This window comes from Microbacterium sp. ZW T5_56 (genome assembly GCF_044987425.1).
Classification (GTDB): domain Bacteria; phylum Actinomycetota; class Actinomycetes; order Actinomycetales; family Microbacteriaceae; genus Microbacterium.
In genome coordinates, this window is sequence record NZ_JBJDRI010000060.1 from 1 (window position 1) to 15,983 (window position 15,983).

5 protein-coding genes are annotated in these 15,983 nt (G+C 67.7%); 2 read left to right on the plus strand and 3 right to left on the minus strand.

Features of this window, described 5'->3' with window-relative positions:
- The 3 genes from ACI3KU_RS18580 to ACI3KU_RS18590 all read right to left on the minus strand — a co-directional run.
- Window positions 1-1,691 (minus strand): DUF222 domain-containing protein (locus ACI3KU_RS18580; RefSeq protein ID WP_404923823.1); only part of this gene is annotated, 1,691 nt, incomplete at its 3' end.
- 580 nt (window positions 1,692-2,271) lie between these two features.
- The gene (locus ACI3KU_RS18585; RefSeq protein WP_404923824.1) at window positions 2,272-3,306 is read right to left on the minus strand and encodes an LLM class flavin-dependent oxidoreductase; all 1,035 of its coding nucleotides are present in this window, start codon (window positions 3,304-3,306) and stop codon (window positions 2,272-2,274) included.
- A complete protein-coding gene (locus ACI3KU_RS18590) occupies window positions 3,303-3,989 on the minus strand; it encodes a DsbA family protein (protein WP_404923825.1) in 687 nt (228 codons plus the stop codon). Before ACI3KU_RS18590 ends, ACI3KU_RS18585 begins: the two co-directional genes overlap by 4 nt.
- 434 nt (window positions 3,990-4,423) lie before the next feature.
- Between ACI3KU_RS18590 and ACI3KU_RS18595 the strand changes: the two genes are divergently transcribed.
- Both ACI3KU_RS18595 and ACI3KU_RS18600 read left to right on the plus strand, forming a co-directional pair.
- Window positions 4,424-12,583 (plus strand): IPT/TIG domain-containing protein, encoded by an 8,160-nt coding sequence (locus ACI3KU_RS18595; RefSeq protein WP_404923826.1) that lies wholly within the window; start codon window positions 4,424-4,426, stop codon window positions 12,581-12,583.
- Between the two features lie 177 nt (window positions 12,584-12,760).
- A complete protein-coding gene (locus tag ACI3KU_RS18600; RefSeq protein WP_404923827.1) occupies window positions 12,761-15,283 on the plus strand; it encodes an ATP-dependent Clp protease ATP-binding subunit in 2,523 nt (840 codons plus the stop codon).
- Window positions 15,284-15,983 lie beyond the last annotated feature (700 nt).

Below are 15,983 nucleotides of genomic sequence, written 5' to 3' on the forward strand. Positions count from 1 at the left end.
GGGGTGTGGAAGATGAGGGTGCCGTCATTGTCGGGGTGGGGTGTGAGTTTCCAGTCGGCGCTGGTTTTGAGGGTGTGGTGTCGGCGGCAGAGCGGGGCGAGGTTGCTGATGTCGGTTTTTCCTCCGTTGGCCCAGTCGTGGTTGTGGTCGATGTCGGTGTAGCGGATCGGGACACGGCATCCGGGGTGTCGGCAGTGTTGGTCTCGGTGGGTGAGGAAGCGTTTCATCTCCGCTGTGGGGCGGTACCGGTCGGTGGCGAGGACGCCACCGGTGATGGGGTGGGTGAGGATTCGGTCTAGTCCGGGCTGACCGCCGGCCAGGACGCGGGCGGTGTCTGCGTCGATGGGGGTGATGCCGTCCAGCTCGGTGCCGGTGTCGTCTTGTCCGAGGAGGGTGAGGACGGGGATGGTGACGGCGATGGTGGCGTGGATGGATCCGATGGCGGTGTCGACGCTGTCAGGGGTGGCGGTGAGGAGAAGGTCGGCGAGGAGGTCGGCACGGATCTGATCCACCGTCCGCACATCACGGAACTCCGCAACCGCTGACCCAGCGCCAGCGCCAGCGCCAGCGCCAGCGCCAGCATCAGTACCCGTGCCAGTGCCCGTGCCCGTGCCCGTGCCCGTGCCAGTGCCAGTGCCAGCACCTGCGTCGGTGCGGATGTTTGCGTCGGTGCTATCGCTCGCGTCGAGGCGCAACGCCGCTGCGCCTGCGTCAAGCGCTGCGTCAGTATCAGCGCCAGCGCCGGTTTCGACGTCCATGCCGGCGTCCGCGGAGACCCAGACATCTCCGCCCGAGCGCACACGAGCACCCGGGCCGAAGCTGTTCCCGGTCCCGGTCCCGGTCCCGGTCCCGGTGCCAGTGCCGGTGCCGGTGCCGGTGCCAGTGCCAGTGCCAGTGCCAGTGCGAGCGTTCTTGGCGGCCTTGTTGCTGGCGCGGAGGGCGTGGGCCATCTGATCCAACCGGTCCTTCACCCCATGCGCGAAGACGGAAGGAAGCAGAGCGTGCAGAGTTGACATGCCGTCCAGGTCGTCGGTGACCCAGACCGTGCGGGCGCGGCGAGCTTCACGGTGGCGTTCCGTGATGCTGACTTCTCGCACCTCTTCCGCGATACGGCCCAACATCCCACGGAGGCGGTTCGGGGACTCCGCCCGCGCCAACGGCAACGCTCGTGCGACGAACTCATCCCGCGCGGGGCCCGACTCCACAGGCAGCCCGTACTTCAGAATCTCCCGGATGTGGGATGACGTGATCTCACCCGACGAGAGCGCGGCATGCGCGGCGGGGAAGTCATGCACCAGCTGATGCGCGTCGGACATGCGCTGCTGAATCGTGCGGTCGCTGACGCGGATGGCAGCACCGACCTCGGCGGCGAGGGATCGCAACTCCAGGTCGGCATCAGAAGAGCGCCCAGATGCACCCGACAGCTCCACGAGATCCGCGAACAGCGCCGCTTCCAACGCATCCGACGCAGCCCGAGAACGCGTCAACGCCACAATCGCATCCACGTACGCCCGCACCACACCCACATCAGGACCCACATCGCCCAGACGAGGACGCGGAGACCGCACCGCCTCAAGCGCGTCGGTCTCGGAGTCAGAGTCGGCGACGACAGATCCGTTCTGCGGCACGACTCGCTCCGTCTGAGGCACCGAGTCCTCGCCTACGTTCAGGGTCTGTTGTTCTAATGTCATAGGGTAAGCCTGACAGAAAAAGCGAACAAAAATACGATAGAACGGAATCTGTGGATAACCTCGGCGAGCGACGAAACGTTGATTGTCGCCAACCCGGACTCTCGGCGCAGACGTCGAAGCAGAGTACCGGCATGGAATCGCGCCCCCGCCATCGGTGACGACAGTCCGAGCGTGATTCTGGCGCCTCGATCGGCATCACTGCCATGCCCGCGCCATGCCCGCGCCATCCTCGCGCCATCCCCGCGCCTTCCTCGCGCCTTCCTCGCGCCATCCCCGCGCCATCCGCGGGCAGGCGTGGCGGTCGCTTGTCTCACTCCAGTCGTGGGTCTCTCACTCCGCCCTCCCGCTACGACCGTCGGCACGACTGGCACTCACTCGGTGGGCGGGATCTCGCGGCGGGCCCGCGCCACAGGAGCTCACCCGGGCGCTCGTCTCTCGGGGCATTCGAGCTACGGGCGCGTTGGATTGTCGGGGCTGGATTCGTGCGGCAGGGAGCACCGCCCGAACTCAAGGCCAAGGGCCCCGAGGGTCGCAAGACCCCCGGAGCCCTCACCCCACACCCGCCTGCGTCCCCCTGAGCTCAGACGATGAGTTCGAGTGTCTGCATCCGGCCGGGCGCGGTCGTGAGGTCCTCACCCTCGTACGCGCCGGCGACGGGGGAGATCATGACCTCGTCCAGACCGTGCTTGCTGGCGAACGCAGCGAGATCCGCCCGCACCATGTCCCCGGTTCCGACGAACCAGCGGGCGCGTGCCGAACCCATGAACTCGGCGGTCATCGCATCCTCGGGTGCCGCCTGGGCCGCGTCAACCGTTTCCAGCGCGCCCAGCGGCTTGCCGGTCCGCATTCGAGCGAACATCCGCAGCTGGGGGAGTGCTCGAGCCTCCGCTTCCTCGGCGGTCGGTGCCGCAATGACGTTGGCCGTGAGGAAAGTGCGAGGTTCCGCGAGGTCCTCCGAAGGCTGGAACGAGGTGCGGTACAGCTCCAGGGCGCGCTCCAGACCCGTTCCTGAGAAGTGGTTCGCGAACACGTACGGCAGGCCCATCTGCGCCGCCAGCTGAGCGGAGTAGTCGCTCGAGCCCAGCAGCCAGACATCCGGACGACCGACGGCGGCGGGCGTCGCGTGAACGACGTACTCCCCGCCGTTCACGAAGCGCATGCTCGCCCCGTCCTCACCGGTCAGAGCCAGGATGTCGGCGATGTGCTGCGGAAAGCGCTCCACATCAGAGGAGGTGCCGCTCTGGCGCAGCAGCTGCGTGATAACAGGATCGCTTCCCGGCGCCCGACCGATTCCGAGATCGATGCGACCGGGTGCCAGAGCTTCCAGCGCAGCGAACTGCTCGGCCACGACCAGCGGTGCGTGGTTCGGAAGCATCACACCACCTGAGCCGACACGAACCCGGCTGGTGCGCGCGGCAGCTGCGGCGATCAGCACCGGGGGAGTGGTCGACGCCACCGCGGGCATGTTGTGATGCTCGGCGAACCAGTAGCGACGGTATCCGAGGTCGTCGGCGCGCACGGCGAGCTCGAGAGCCGAACTCACGGCCTGCGCCGACGTCTGTCCGCTGCGAACCGGGATGAGATCGAGAACCGAGAGAGCGAGCTTCTCGCTCACTTCGCGTTGATCTCCGTGTAGACCTGCGTGAGAGCCTGCTCGAAGGCCTCGGACGGCTGAGCGCCCGAGATGCCGTATCGGCCATCGATCACGAAGAACGGTACGCCCTGGATGCCGTATGCGGCGGCCTGTGCGATGTCGGCCTCCACCTCGGTACGGAAGGCGTCGGCATCCGTGACGATGCGCTCCGCAAGCTCGGCGCTGAGGCCGGCCTCGACGGCGCGGTCGCGCAGCAGCGTGAGGTCGCCGACGTCGTCACCGTCGGAGAAGTATGCGCGAAACAGCGTGTCCAAAACGGGCTGCTGAACGCCCTCGGCGCGCGCTGCCTGCAAGAAGCGGTGCGCATCGAACGTGTTCGACGGGACCGAATCCTCGAACGAGAACCGGAAGCCCTCAGCGTGGCCCTGCTCGGTCAAGTGGCGGTGTGAGGCGTCGAGCTGTCGCGCATCCATCCCGCGGGCGATGAGCTTCTGCGCGGCCGTGCCGGGCTCGCCATGAGCGGGAGCCGCGGGGTCCAGCTGGTACGAGTGATAGGTCACATCGATGTGCTCGCCGAACGGCAGCGCCGCGCGGACGTTCTCCAGACGCTTGTCGCCGAGAGCGCAGAACGGGCAGGCGACGTCGAGCCAGACGTCGACGGCGAGGCGCTGAGAGGTGAGGGGGCCGGTGCTGGTGTCGGTCATATCGGCTCGAACGCGACGACCGCAGTCGCTATTCCCGCAGAGCCGCAACTCCGCCTCCGCGGCGATCCGGGCGACAGGGGCACATGATCAAACGAAACGGTGCACGAATTACCCCATGTGTGCGCATGAATTGCATCAAATGGTCGAAATGTGCATACACCACATCGACTCGCGGGCGCAAGGCCGAGGCGAGAAATCGTTTCGAGAATGACCTCTTATTCCCCGTCGTGACGCGGAAGTGTTCGTTACATAGACGTCTATGGATCGTGCATGACATGCATGATACGTTGCTGGCAACTCGCTGAGACATTCCCTCCTGTCCTCTCCGAGTCACAGCTGAAAAATTCCCCCCAAAAGGAGCTCCCCCGATGCTCACCGTTTCGCGTCCCCCCGTGCCACCGACCGACGCCTCGCGGCGCCGACCACGTGGCCTGATGGCCACAGCCGCACTCGCGGTGGCCTCCGTCTTCGGGATCGGCCTCATCGCGCCGCCCGCGGTGGCAGACACCGGAGACAGAGCAGTCTCCTCATCGCAGTTCCTGTCGGGAAGCCTGCTGAGTGCGATAGACATCACCAGCATCGCGGGCCTGGGTGGGGCCGTAGCGGAGAACAACGGCGTGGCGACGGTCGACACTGACGCGGTCGGACTCGACGTCAGCCTGCTGAGCGCGATCCGCCTCGGAATCGCCGACGGACTCGAGCTTCCGTTCGGAGACATCTTCGAGGTGGGGGCGGTCAACCAGTACGCGGAGGCCAGCAACCGCGGCGTCTCGCGCGCGGCGTCCGGTGCCGTCAGCAACAACGGGGCCGTCGACATCGGCGGCAACACGGGCGGCTTCCCGTCGAACGCGTCGATCAAGCTCGGAGGACTGCTGACCGCAGTCAGCGGACCCCTCACGGGGACCGTCACCGACGTCCGTGTCGACCTGCAGGCGCTGACCGGCGTCGCCGCGCTGGATGCCGGCGCCCCCGGCGCGATCGCGACCAACTGTGGACCGGACAAGCTCACCGCCCTCTCCGCACCGGTGCACTGCCGTGACTACTCGATCGCGGGCGGCAAGCTCCTGGTCAGCGCACCGGTGCTCGGCAACGTCGTCAACACGCTCACCGGTCCCGGCGGCGTGGTCGCGACGGTCGACGGCGCGGTGAACTCCCTCGCCGGTCCGGACGGCCTGCTCGCGGGTGTGATCGCGGGCCTGGATGCTGCCCTGGCACCGCTCCTCGGCAACGACGCCCTCACGGTGGCGATCTCCACCAACGTCGCCGGCGCGGTGAACAGCATCATCGACACCCCGCTTACGGACCCCACGACCGGCGTGGAGGTCAACCTCCGTACCGGCGTCATCACGGCAGATCTCAACACGCTGCTGACGCAGGCCAACGGTGCAGGGCTCGCCAACTTGGCACCCAACACGGAGATCCTCTCCGCCCCCGTGCTGAACGCGCTCGTCGCCAGCGTCACCTCGCTGCTCAACCAGATCCCACAGCTCGTCAGCACAGCGCTCACCAGCGCGCTCAACGCGGCAACCCTGAACATCGGTGCCAACATCTGCCTTGTCGGTTCCGGGGCCAACTGCTCGACCGGTTTCCCCGACCTCGGCACAGGAATCAACATCGCGGTCACGGGAACCCTGGGCGGCCTCGCCGCCACTCCGCCCGCCGCGACCAACGCGTCACTGACTCTCAAGGTGCTCGGGCTGCCGGTCACCATCCCGATCAGCACTCTGCTCTCCGCCCTCGCCGGTCCGATCGTCAACACGCTGTTCAATCCCACGACTGGTGTGATCGCTACGGTCACCGGATCCACCTCCGCGCTGACCGGCGCCGTGCAGGGCCTCGTCACGGCGCTCGATCCCGCGCTGAAGGCCATCAACCTCCTCGCATCGATCACCGGAAACGTGCAGGAGTCGCCGTCCACGGGCGTCTACCGCGAGGTCGCAGTCCGTGTGGCCCTGCTGCGCAGCGCCGTCGCCACGCTCGATCTCGCGAGTGCAACGGTCGGAGCGAACGTCTTCGCTCTGCCCGTGCCCGTAGCCACGAGCATCTCCCCGAACACCGGTCCGACGGCCGGAGGTACGCCCGTCACCATCACCGGCAGCAACCTCGATGGTGCCACCGAAGTGCTCTTCGGCGGCGTGCCGGCAACGATCACGTCCAACACCCCCACGACCGTGAACGTGACCACACCGCCTCACGCTGCCGGGTCGGTCCCGGTGATCGTCACCACGCCGGGTGGGACAAGCGCTTCGCTGATCTTCACCTACATCGCGCCTCCCACACTCACCGGGCTCACACCCAACGTCGGCCCGGTCGGTGGTGGAACCTCCGTCGTGATCACCGGCACCGGTTTCACCGGCGCCTCGGCAGTCACCTTCGGCGGCACCGCGGCAGTGGCCTTCACGGTGAGCTCCAACACTCAGATCACGGCCACCTCGCCGGCACACGTCGCGGGGCCGGCCGATGTCACGGTCACCACGGCCGGCGGGGTGTCCGCCCCGCAGGTGTTCACGTACTTCGACCAGCCCGTCATCGGCGGCGGTGGAGCGATCGGCCTCGACCCCGATCACGGATCCACCGCAGGCGGCACGGGTGTCACCATCACGGGCGCCGGCTTCCTCGGTGCCGACGAGGTCACCTTCGATGGCGAGAGTCTGCCGTTCACTGTCGTGGATGACACCACGATCACGACGACCACCATCGCGCACGCGGCGGGTGCCGTCGACGTGGTCGTCTCGAACCCCGTGTTCGAGAGCGACCCCGCTACGTTCACCTTCGTGCCGCTGCCCGCGATCACCGGCCTCGCTCCGAGCTTCGGTCCGATCGCAGGCGGCACGTCGGTGACGATCACCGGAAGCGGTTTCGCCGACGCCAGCATCGTCACGTTCGGCGGCATCGATCTCCCGGTCGGCGCACACACCGACACGTCGATCGTCGTCACCTCGCCAGCGCACGCCGCAGGGCCCGTGGATGTGACGGTCACCAACTCGACCGGCACCAGCGCACCGCAGACCTTCACCTACTACGGCACTCCCGTGATCGGTGACGGCATCGGCGACATCGGCCTCAACCCCGCTCAGGGCCCCACATCCGGCGGAACGCTGGTGACGATCACCGGCTCCGGCTTCACCGGCGTGGACTCGGTCACGTTCGACGGCGACGCGGTCACGTTCACCGTGATCTCCGACACCGAGATCGAGGCCACCACGACGGCTCACCCGGCGGGTGCGGTCGACGTCGTCGTCTCGAACCCCCTCGAGAGCAGCGATCCCGCCACGTTCACGTTCTACGACGCACCGGTGATCGGCGACGGCGGACCCGGCACCAGCGGCCTGAACCCGAGCCAGGGCCCCACGGCCGGCGGCACATCGGTGACCGTGACCGGTGAGAACTTCGTCCCCGGCGATACGTCGGTCACGATCGGCGGCACCGTCGTCTCGGCGAATGACGTGACGGTCGCCTCGGAGACCGAGCTCGAGTTCATCACACCGCCGCACGTCGCGGGCGGAGTGCCTGTCACGGTGACCACGCCGGGTGGCACGTCCAACGCGCAGACCTTCTCCTACTACGACACCCCGGTGATCGGCGATGGACTGGGTGACATAGGCCTGGACCCGGATTACGGATCCATCGCGGGTGGCACCACAGTGATCATCACCGGAACCGGCCTCGCGAACGTCACCTCCGTGACCTTCGGCGACCAGCCTGCGCGCAGCTTCATCGTGAACAGCGACACGCAGATCACGGCCGTGACCGAGGCGCACGCCGCAGGTTCGGTCCAGGTCTCCGTCGCGAACCCGCTCACCACGAGCAACGAGGTTCCGTACCGCTACCTTCCGGTCCCGGCTCCCACGAGCCTGTCGCCGACCTTCGGCCCCACCACGGGTGGCACGGCGGTCACGATCACGGGAACCGGATTCGCGGGAGCCACTTCGGTGGACTTCGGTGGAACCGTGCTGCCGCTGACGAACCAGACCAGCGACACGACGATTCTCGTCAGCTCGCCGCCGCACGCAGCGGGTGGCGTGAACGTGACCGTGACGAACGTCTCGGGCACCAGCGCCCCGTTGCAGTTCACGTACTACGGTCAGCCGGTGATCGGTGACCCGGACTCGAACATCACGGGTCTGGATCCGGACAAGGGCCCGGTTGCGGGTGGCACGGCCGTGACGATCACGGGTACGGGCTTCACGGGTGCCAATGCGGTGACCTTCGGTGGGGCTCCGGCTCGCTCGTTCACGGTGATCAGCGACACACAGATCGATGCGGTCACGGAGGCCCACCCGGCGGGTGCGGTGGATGTGGTGGTGTCGAACCCGGCGCTGTCGAGCGACCCGGCGACGTTCACCTACTACGACGTCCCGGTCATCGGTGACGGCGGCCCCGGCACGGACGGACTGGACCCGAGCGTCGGTCCGTCGGCAGGTGGCACCCCGGTGACGGTGACGGGTGAGAACTTCGTCGCAGGAGACACCTCGGTCACGATCGGCGGCACGGTCATCGCGCCGGCCGACGTGACGGTCGCCTCCGAGACGGAGCTGTCCTTCACCACTCCGGCACATGCGGCCGGCGCTGTGGATGTCACGGTGACGACGCCGGGTGGCACGTCGAACGCGCAGACGTTCACGTACTACGACCAGCCGGTGATCGGTGACCCGGACACGGGTATCACGGGCCTCGACCCGGATGCCGGCCCGGTGGCCGGTGGCACAGCGGTGACCATCACGGGCTCCGGCCTGGCCGATGTCGACACCGTGATGTTCGGTGACCTTCCGGCACGCTCGTTCACCGTGGTCAGCGACACGCAGATCGACGCGGTGACCGAGGCACACGCCGCGGGTGCGGTGGATGTCGTGGTGTCGAACCCGGCGCTCTCCAGCGACCCGGAGACCTACACCTACTACGACGAGCCGGTGATCGGCGATGGCGGTCCGGGGACGGATGGCTTGAACCCGTCGTTCGGTCCGTCCGCGGGTGGAACGCCGGTGACGGTGACGGGTGAGAACTTCGTGCCCGGGAAGTCGTCGGTCACGATCGGCGGCACGGTCATCGCGCCCGCGAACGTGACGGTCGCCTCGGAGACGGAGCTGTCCTTCACCACCCCTGCTCACGCGGCGGGTGCGGTCGATGTCACGGTGACGACGCCGGGCGGCACGTCGAACGCGCAGACGTTCACCTACTTCGACAAGCCGGTGATCGGTGACCCGGAGACGGGAATCAGCGGTCTCGACCCCGATGCCGGTCCCACCGCGGGTGGCACAGCAGTGCACATCACGGGAACGGGCTTCCTGGGCGCGACCTCCGTGACCTTCGGCGGCAGCCCGGCAGCATCGTTCACGGTCGAAAGCGACACCTCGATCCAGGCGGTGACGGCACCGCACGCGGCCGGCCCGGTCGATGTGGTGGTGTCCAACCCGTCCTTCGGCAGCGACCCGGCCACGTTCACCTACTACGACGTTCCGGTCATCGGTGACGGCGGCCCCGGCACCGACGGACTGGACCCCAGCGTCGGCCCGTCCACGGGCGGCACGCCGGTCACAGTGACGGGTGAGAACTTCGTGCCCGGGAAGTCGTCGGTCACGATCGGCGGCACGGTCATCGCGCCCGCGAACGTGACGGTCGCCTCGGAGACGGAGCTGTCCTTCACCACCCCTGCTCACGCGGCGGGTGCGGTCGATGTCACGGTGACGACGCCGGGCGGCACGTCGAACGCGCAGACGTTCACCTACTTCGACAAGCCGGTGATCGGCGACCCGGAGATCGGTGACCTGGGTCTCGACCCGACCGCGGGTCCGACCGCGGGAGGCACTGCGGTGACCATCACCGGTTCCGGCCTGGCAGATGTGGACACCGTGATGTTCGGTGACCTTCCGGCTCGCTCGTTCACGGTGGTCAGCGACACGCGAATCGACGCGGTCACTGAGGCTCACGCCGCGGGTCCCGTGGATGTCGTGGTCTCCAACCCCGCAGTCGCCAGCGACCCTGCGGTGTACACCTACACGGACGCTCCGGTGATCGGTGATGGTGGCCCGGGCACCGACGGTCTGAACCCGTCGTTCGGTCCGGTGGCCGGTGGCACGCCGGTGACGGTGACGGGTGAGAACTTCGTCGCCGGGAAGTCGTCGGTCACGATCGGCGGCACGGTGATCCCTGCCGCGAACGTCACGGTCGACTCCGCAACGGAACTGTTGTTCACGACCCCGGCGCACGCCGCTGGACCCGTGGACGTCACCATCACGACCCCGGGTGGCACGTCGAACGCGCAGACGTTCACGTACTACGCGACGCCGGTGATCGGTGACCCGGAGACGGGCATCAGCGGCCTGGATCCCGAGGTCGGTCCGGTCGCGGGCGGCACGGTGGTGCAGATCACCGGTACCGGATTCACCGGAGTGACGTCGGTCACGTTCGGTGGCGACGCAGCAGCCTCCTTCACCGTCGAAAGTGACACGCTCATCGAAGCGGTGACGGCTCCGCACGCGGCCGGTCCGGTCGACGTCGTGGTGGCGAACCCGTCGTCGGCGAGCGATCCCGCCACGTTCACCTTCTATGACGTTCCGGTCATCGGTGGCGGCGGTCCGGGTACGGATGGGTTGAACCCGTCCTTCGGCCCCGTGACCGGTGGCACGTCGGTGACGGTGACGGGTGAGAACTTCGTCGACGGTGATACCTCTGTCACGATCGGCGGCACGGTCATCGCGCCGACGGACGTGACGGTCATCTCCGACACCGAGCTCTCGTTCACGACGCCGGCGCATACCGCGGGCGGGGTGGACGTCACGGTGACGACGCCGGGTGGCACGTCGAACGCGCAGACGTTCACGTACTACGACCAGCCGGTGATCGGTGACCCGGAGTCGAACATCACGGGTCTGGATCCGGACAAGGGTCCGGTTGCGGGTGGCACGGGTGTCACGATCACGGGTACGGGCTTCACGGGCGTCAATGCGGTGACCTTCGGTGGGGCTCCGGCTCGCTCGTTCACGGTGGTCAGCGACACGCAGATCGATGCGGTGACGGAGGCCCACCCGGCGGGTGCGGTGGATGTGGTGGTGTCGAACCCGGCGCTGTCGAGCGACCCGGCGACGTTCACCTACTACGACGTCCCGGTCATCGGTGACGGCGGCCCCGGCACGGACGGTCTGAACCCCTCGTTCGGTCCGGTGGCCGGCGGCACGTCGGTGACGGTGACGGGTGAGAACTTCGTCGACGGCGAGTCGTCGGTCACGATCGGCGGCACGGTCATCGCGCCGGCCGAGGTGACGGTCGCCTCCGAGACGGAGCTGTCCTTCACCACTCCGGCGCACGCCGCAGGTCCTGTGGATGTCACGGTGACGACGCCGGGTGGCACGTCGAACGCGCAGACGTTCACGTACTACGACCAGCCGGTGATCGGTGACCCGGAGATCGGTGACCTGGGGCTCGACCCCGATCGCGGTCCGATCGAGGGTGGCACGACCGTGACGATCACGGGATCGGGCTTCACGGGTGCGAACACGGTGACGTTCGGTGACGCTCCGGCGGCATCGTTCACGGTGGTCGACGACGGCACGATCACGGCGGTCACGGCGGCGCATGCCGCAGGTGCCGTGGACGTGGTGGTCTCCAACCCGGTCGCAGCCAGCGACCCGGCGACCTTCACGTACGAGGCAGGCACCGTGCAGGGCCCGGAGATCGACCAGCTCAACCCGGACGAAGGCTACGTGACGGGTGGCGAAGAGGTCATCATCACCGGACGCGGCTTTACAGGAGCGACCTCGGTCGCCTTCGGTGAGAAGGACGACAACGGAAATCACAACGGTGAGGAGAACGGCAACGGACGACTCACGCGTCACGTGGTGAAGGCGCTCGCGGCCAACGAGTCGGAGTTCGAGGTAATCTCCGACACGGAGATCCGCGCGATCACGCCGCCGCACGCGGAAGGCCCTGTCGATGTGGTCGTGACCACGCCGGTCGGTACCAGCGGTCCCGCGATCTACACCTACATCCCGCTCGCGGACACGGCTCCGAGCGTCGACAGCCTCACGCCGGACTCCGGTCCGACGAGTGGTGGCACCGAGGTGACGATCGTCGGTGGCGGCTTCACCCCGGACACCACCGTGACGGTTGACGGCACGGATGTTCCGGCGGAGTTCGTGGACGACAGCACGCTGACGATCACGACCCCGGCGCACGCGGAAGGGGTCGCGGAAGTCATCGTGATGAACGAGAACGGCAGCAGCGCTCCGGTGGACTTCACCTACGTCGGTGCCACACCGACGCCGACGCCGACGGAGACGTCCACGCCGACGCCGACGCCGACCGAGACGTCCACGCCGACCCCGACGCCGACCGAGACGTCCACGCCGACGCCGACGCCGACCGAGACGTCCACGCCGACCCCGACGGGAACGTCCACGCCGACGCCCACCGCGACGTCCACGACGACGGCGGGGCCGACCACACCGGTCAACCCCAGCGCGACGTCGACGCGCGGCCCCGGCGGAAACCTGCCCGGCACCGGATCCGATCTGCCGATCGGTCCCCTGGCGGTCGGCATCCTCGTCCTGCTTCTCGGCGTGGTGGTTGCGGCTCGCCGCACCCGTCGGACCGAGTGATCGGAAGCAGGACCTGAGGGGAATCTGAGGACCCCGGCGGATCATCCGCCGGGGTCCTCTCCCGTGCGGCATCGCATGACGCAGGCGGTATGCCGACGGCGAACAGCGGCATACCAGTGCCTCGGCGTCGTTACAGTCTTTCTAGGGCGCATTCCCTCGCGCCCCGAGGAGTTGACGATGTTCGAGAGATTTACCGACCGTGCCCGTCGGGTAGTCGTCCTCGCCCAAGAAGAGGCGAAGATGCTCAACCACAACTACATCGGTACTGAGCACATCCTGCTCGGTCTCATCCACGAGGGTGAGGGCGTTGCCGCCAAGGCCCTGGAGTCCCTGGGCATCTCGCTCGATGCCGTGCGCGAGCAGGTTCAGGACATCATCGGCCAGGGTCAGCAGCAGCCGACCGGTCACATTCCCTTCACGCCGCGTGCGAAGAAGGTCCTCGAGCTGTCCCTGCGCGAAGCGCTGCAGCTCGGCCACAATTACATCGGAACCGAGCACATCCTGCTCGGCCTGATCCGCGAGGGTGAGGGCGTTGCCGCCCAGGTCCTCGTCAAGCTCGGCGCCGACCTGAACAAGGTGCGCCAGCAGGTCATCCAGCTGCTCTCCGGCTACCAGGGCAAGGAGCCCGTGGGAGTGTCCGGCGCAGCCCAGGAGTCGCCGTCGGCGCCGCAGGGCGGCTCGGCCGTGCTCGACCAGTTCGGACGCAACCTCACGCAGGCTGCGCGCGACAACAAGCTCGACCCGGTCATCGGGCGCGAGAAGGAGATCGAGCGGGTCATGCAGATCCTCTCGCGTCGCTCCAAGAACAACCCGGTCCTGATCGGTGAGCCAGGCGTCGGCAAGACCGCTGTCGTCGAGGGACTCGCGCAGGCCATCGTCAAGGGTGAAGTCCCCGAGACGCTGAAGGACAAGCAGGTCTACTCGCTCGACCTCGGGTCCCTCATCGCCGGTTCCCGCTACCGCGGTGACTTCGAGGAGCGCCTGAAGAAGGTCACCAAGGAGATCCGCACGCGCGGCGACATCATCGTCTTCATCGACGAGATCCACACGCTCGTGGGTGCCGGTGCTGCCGAGGGTGCCATCGACGCGGCCTCCATCCTGAAGCCGCTGCTCGCTCGCGGCGAGCTGCAGACGATCGGCGCCACCACGCTCGATGAGTACCGCAAGCACTTCGAGAAGGACGCCGCGCTGGAGCGCCGCTTCCAGCCGATCCAGGTGGCCGAGCCGTCGCTGCCCCACGCGATCAACATCCTCAAGGGGCTGCGCGACCGTTACGAGGCGCACCACAAGGTGCAGATCACGGACGGCGCGATCGTCGCGGCGGCGAACCTCGCCGACCGCTACGTCTCGGACCGCTTCCTGCCGGACAAGGCCATCGACCTGATCGATGAGGCCGGCGCGCGCCTGCGCCTGTCGATCCTGTCGTCCCCGCCCGAGCTGCGCGAGTTCGATGAGAAGATCGCCAAGGTCCGCGAGGACAAGGAAGCCGCATCGGAGAACCAGGACTTCGAGAAGGCCGCTTCGCTGCGTGACGAGGAGAAGAGCCTGCTCGCCGAGCGTCTGCGTCTGGAGAAGCAGTGGCGCTCCGGTGACGTCGCCTCGCACGCCGTGGTCGACGAGGGTCTGATCGCCGAGGTTCTCGCGCAGGCTACGGGGATCCCGGTCTTCAAGCTCACCGAGGAGGAGTCCGCTCGCCTGGTGTTCATGGAGAAGGCGCTGCACCAGCGCGTCGTGGGTCAGGAGGAGGCCATCGCGGCTCTCTCCCGCACGATTCGTCGCCAGCGCGCCGGCCTCAAGGACCCCAACCGTCCGTCCGGATCGTTCATCTTCGCCGGCCCCACCGGTGTCGGCAAGACCGAGCTTGCCAAGGCGCTGGCGGAGTTCCTGTTCGACGACGAGGGCGCGCTCATCTCGCTCGACATGAGCGAGTTCGGTGAGAAGCACACGGTCTCTCGTCTGTTCGGTGCCCCTCCCGGATTCGTCGGCTTCGAAGAGGGCGGCCAGCTCACCGAGAAGGTGCGCCGCAAGCCGTTCTCCGTCGTCCTGTTCGATGAGATCGAGAAGGCGCACCCCGACATCTTCAACTCGCTGCTGCAGATCCTCGAAGAGGGTCGATTGACCGACGGTCAGGGCCGCGTGGTGGACTTCAAGAACACCGTCATCATCATGACCACGAACCTCGGTTCGTCGGCCATCGCGGGTGGTCCGGTGGGCTTCCAGATCGAGGGCAACGCCCAGACCACGTACGAGCGGATGAAGGGCAAGGTGGACGAAGAGCTCAAGCGGCACTTCAAGCCCGAGTTCCTCAACCGTGTCGACGACGTCATCGTCTTCCCGCAGCTGAACAAGGAAGAGCTCGTCCAGATCGTCGATCTGTTCGTCAAGCGTCTCCGCGACCGCCTGCTCGACCGCGATATGACCATCGAGCTGTCCGAGTCCGCGAAGCTCCGTCTCATCGACCTGGGTTATGACCCGGCTCTCGGTGCCCGACCGCTTCGTCGTGCGATGCAGCGTGAGGTGGAGGACCAGCTCTCCGAGCGCATCCTCCAGGGCGAGCTCAACGCGGGCGACCACGTGAAGGTCGACGTCGCCGACGGCAAGTTCGTCTTCGAGCACGCTCCGCGTGGCGAGAAGGTCGCGATCGGCGCCGGCGCGGCCCCCGCGATCGACATCACCCCGGACATGATCGCCGGCGAGTAACACCCGTCACGAACGCCCCGGGCATCCCTTTTGGGATGCCCGGGGCGTTCGTGATTCCTGCCGGGCGTCGAGGGCGCGGGCGTTCGTGTGCCGTCGGTGTGGTTCCGCGGGGCGAGTCTGGTCTGGCACCGACGCAGCCGCCCGGGTGGTCCGGTGTGCGCGCCCGCGCTGCCACCGGGTCTCACCGCCAAGCGTGGTCTCACCATCTGCTCTCTTCGGCGCGCCCAGTCACCGCTCGTGAGACCACCCCAGGCGCTGGTCTCACATAACGTCGTGACGCACCGCGGTGGCGGCAGAAGCTGAGAGCGGTTCAGCTCGGGAGTCGGTCAGGGGACGGCGGCTGAGCTGAGGGGCGGGCCGCGGCGTGGGTGTTGGGGCCGACCTCAGTTACTGGCCGGGGCGGCGGCCAGGGCTGTGGTCTCACCGTCGGCTCTCCTCGGCGCGCCCAGTCGCCGTTTGTGAGACCACGCCCGGGGCTGGTCTCACAAAGCGTTGCGACACACGGCGGTGGCCGCAGAAGCTGAGAGCGGTTCAGCTCGGGAGTCGGTCAGGGGACGGCGGCTGAGCTGAGGGGCGGGCCGCGGCGCGGGTGTCGGAGCCGACCTCAGCCACTGGCCGGGGCGGTGGCGAAGGCTGTGGTCTCATGATCTGCTCTCTTCGGCGCGCCCAGTCGCCGCTTGTGAGACCACGCCCCGGGCTG

Coding starts and splice junctions, on each gene's coding strand:
- ACI3KU_RS18590 (WP_404923825.1), bottom strand. CDS start 3,989: ATGACCGACACCAGCACCGGCCCCCTCACCTCTCAGCGCCTCGCCGTC.
- ACI3KU_RS18595 (WP_404923826.1), top strand. CDS start 4,424: ATGGCCACAGCCGCACTCGCGGTGGCCTCCGTCTTCGGGATCGGCCTC.
- ACI3KU_RS18600 (WP_404923827.1), top strand. CDS start 12,761: ATGTTCGAGAGATTTACCGACCGTGCCCGTCGGGTAGTCGTCCTCGCC.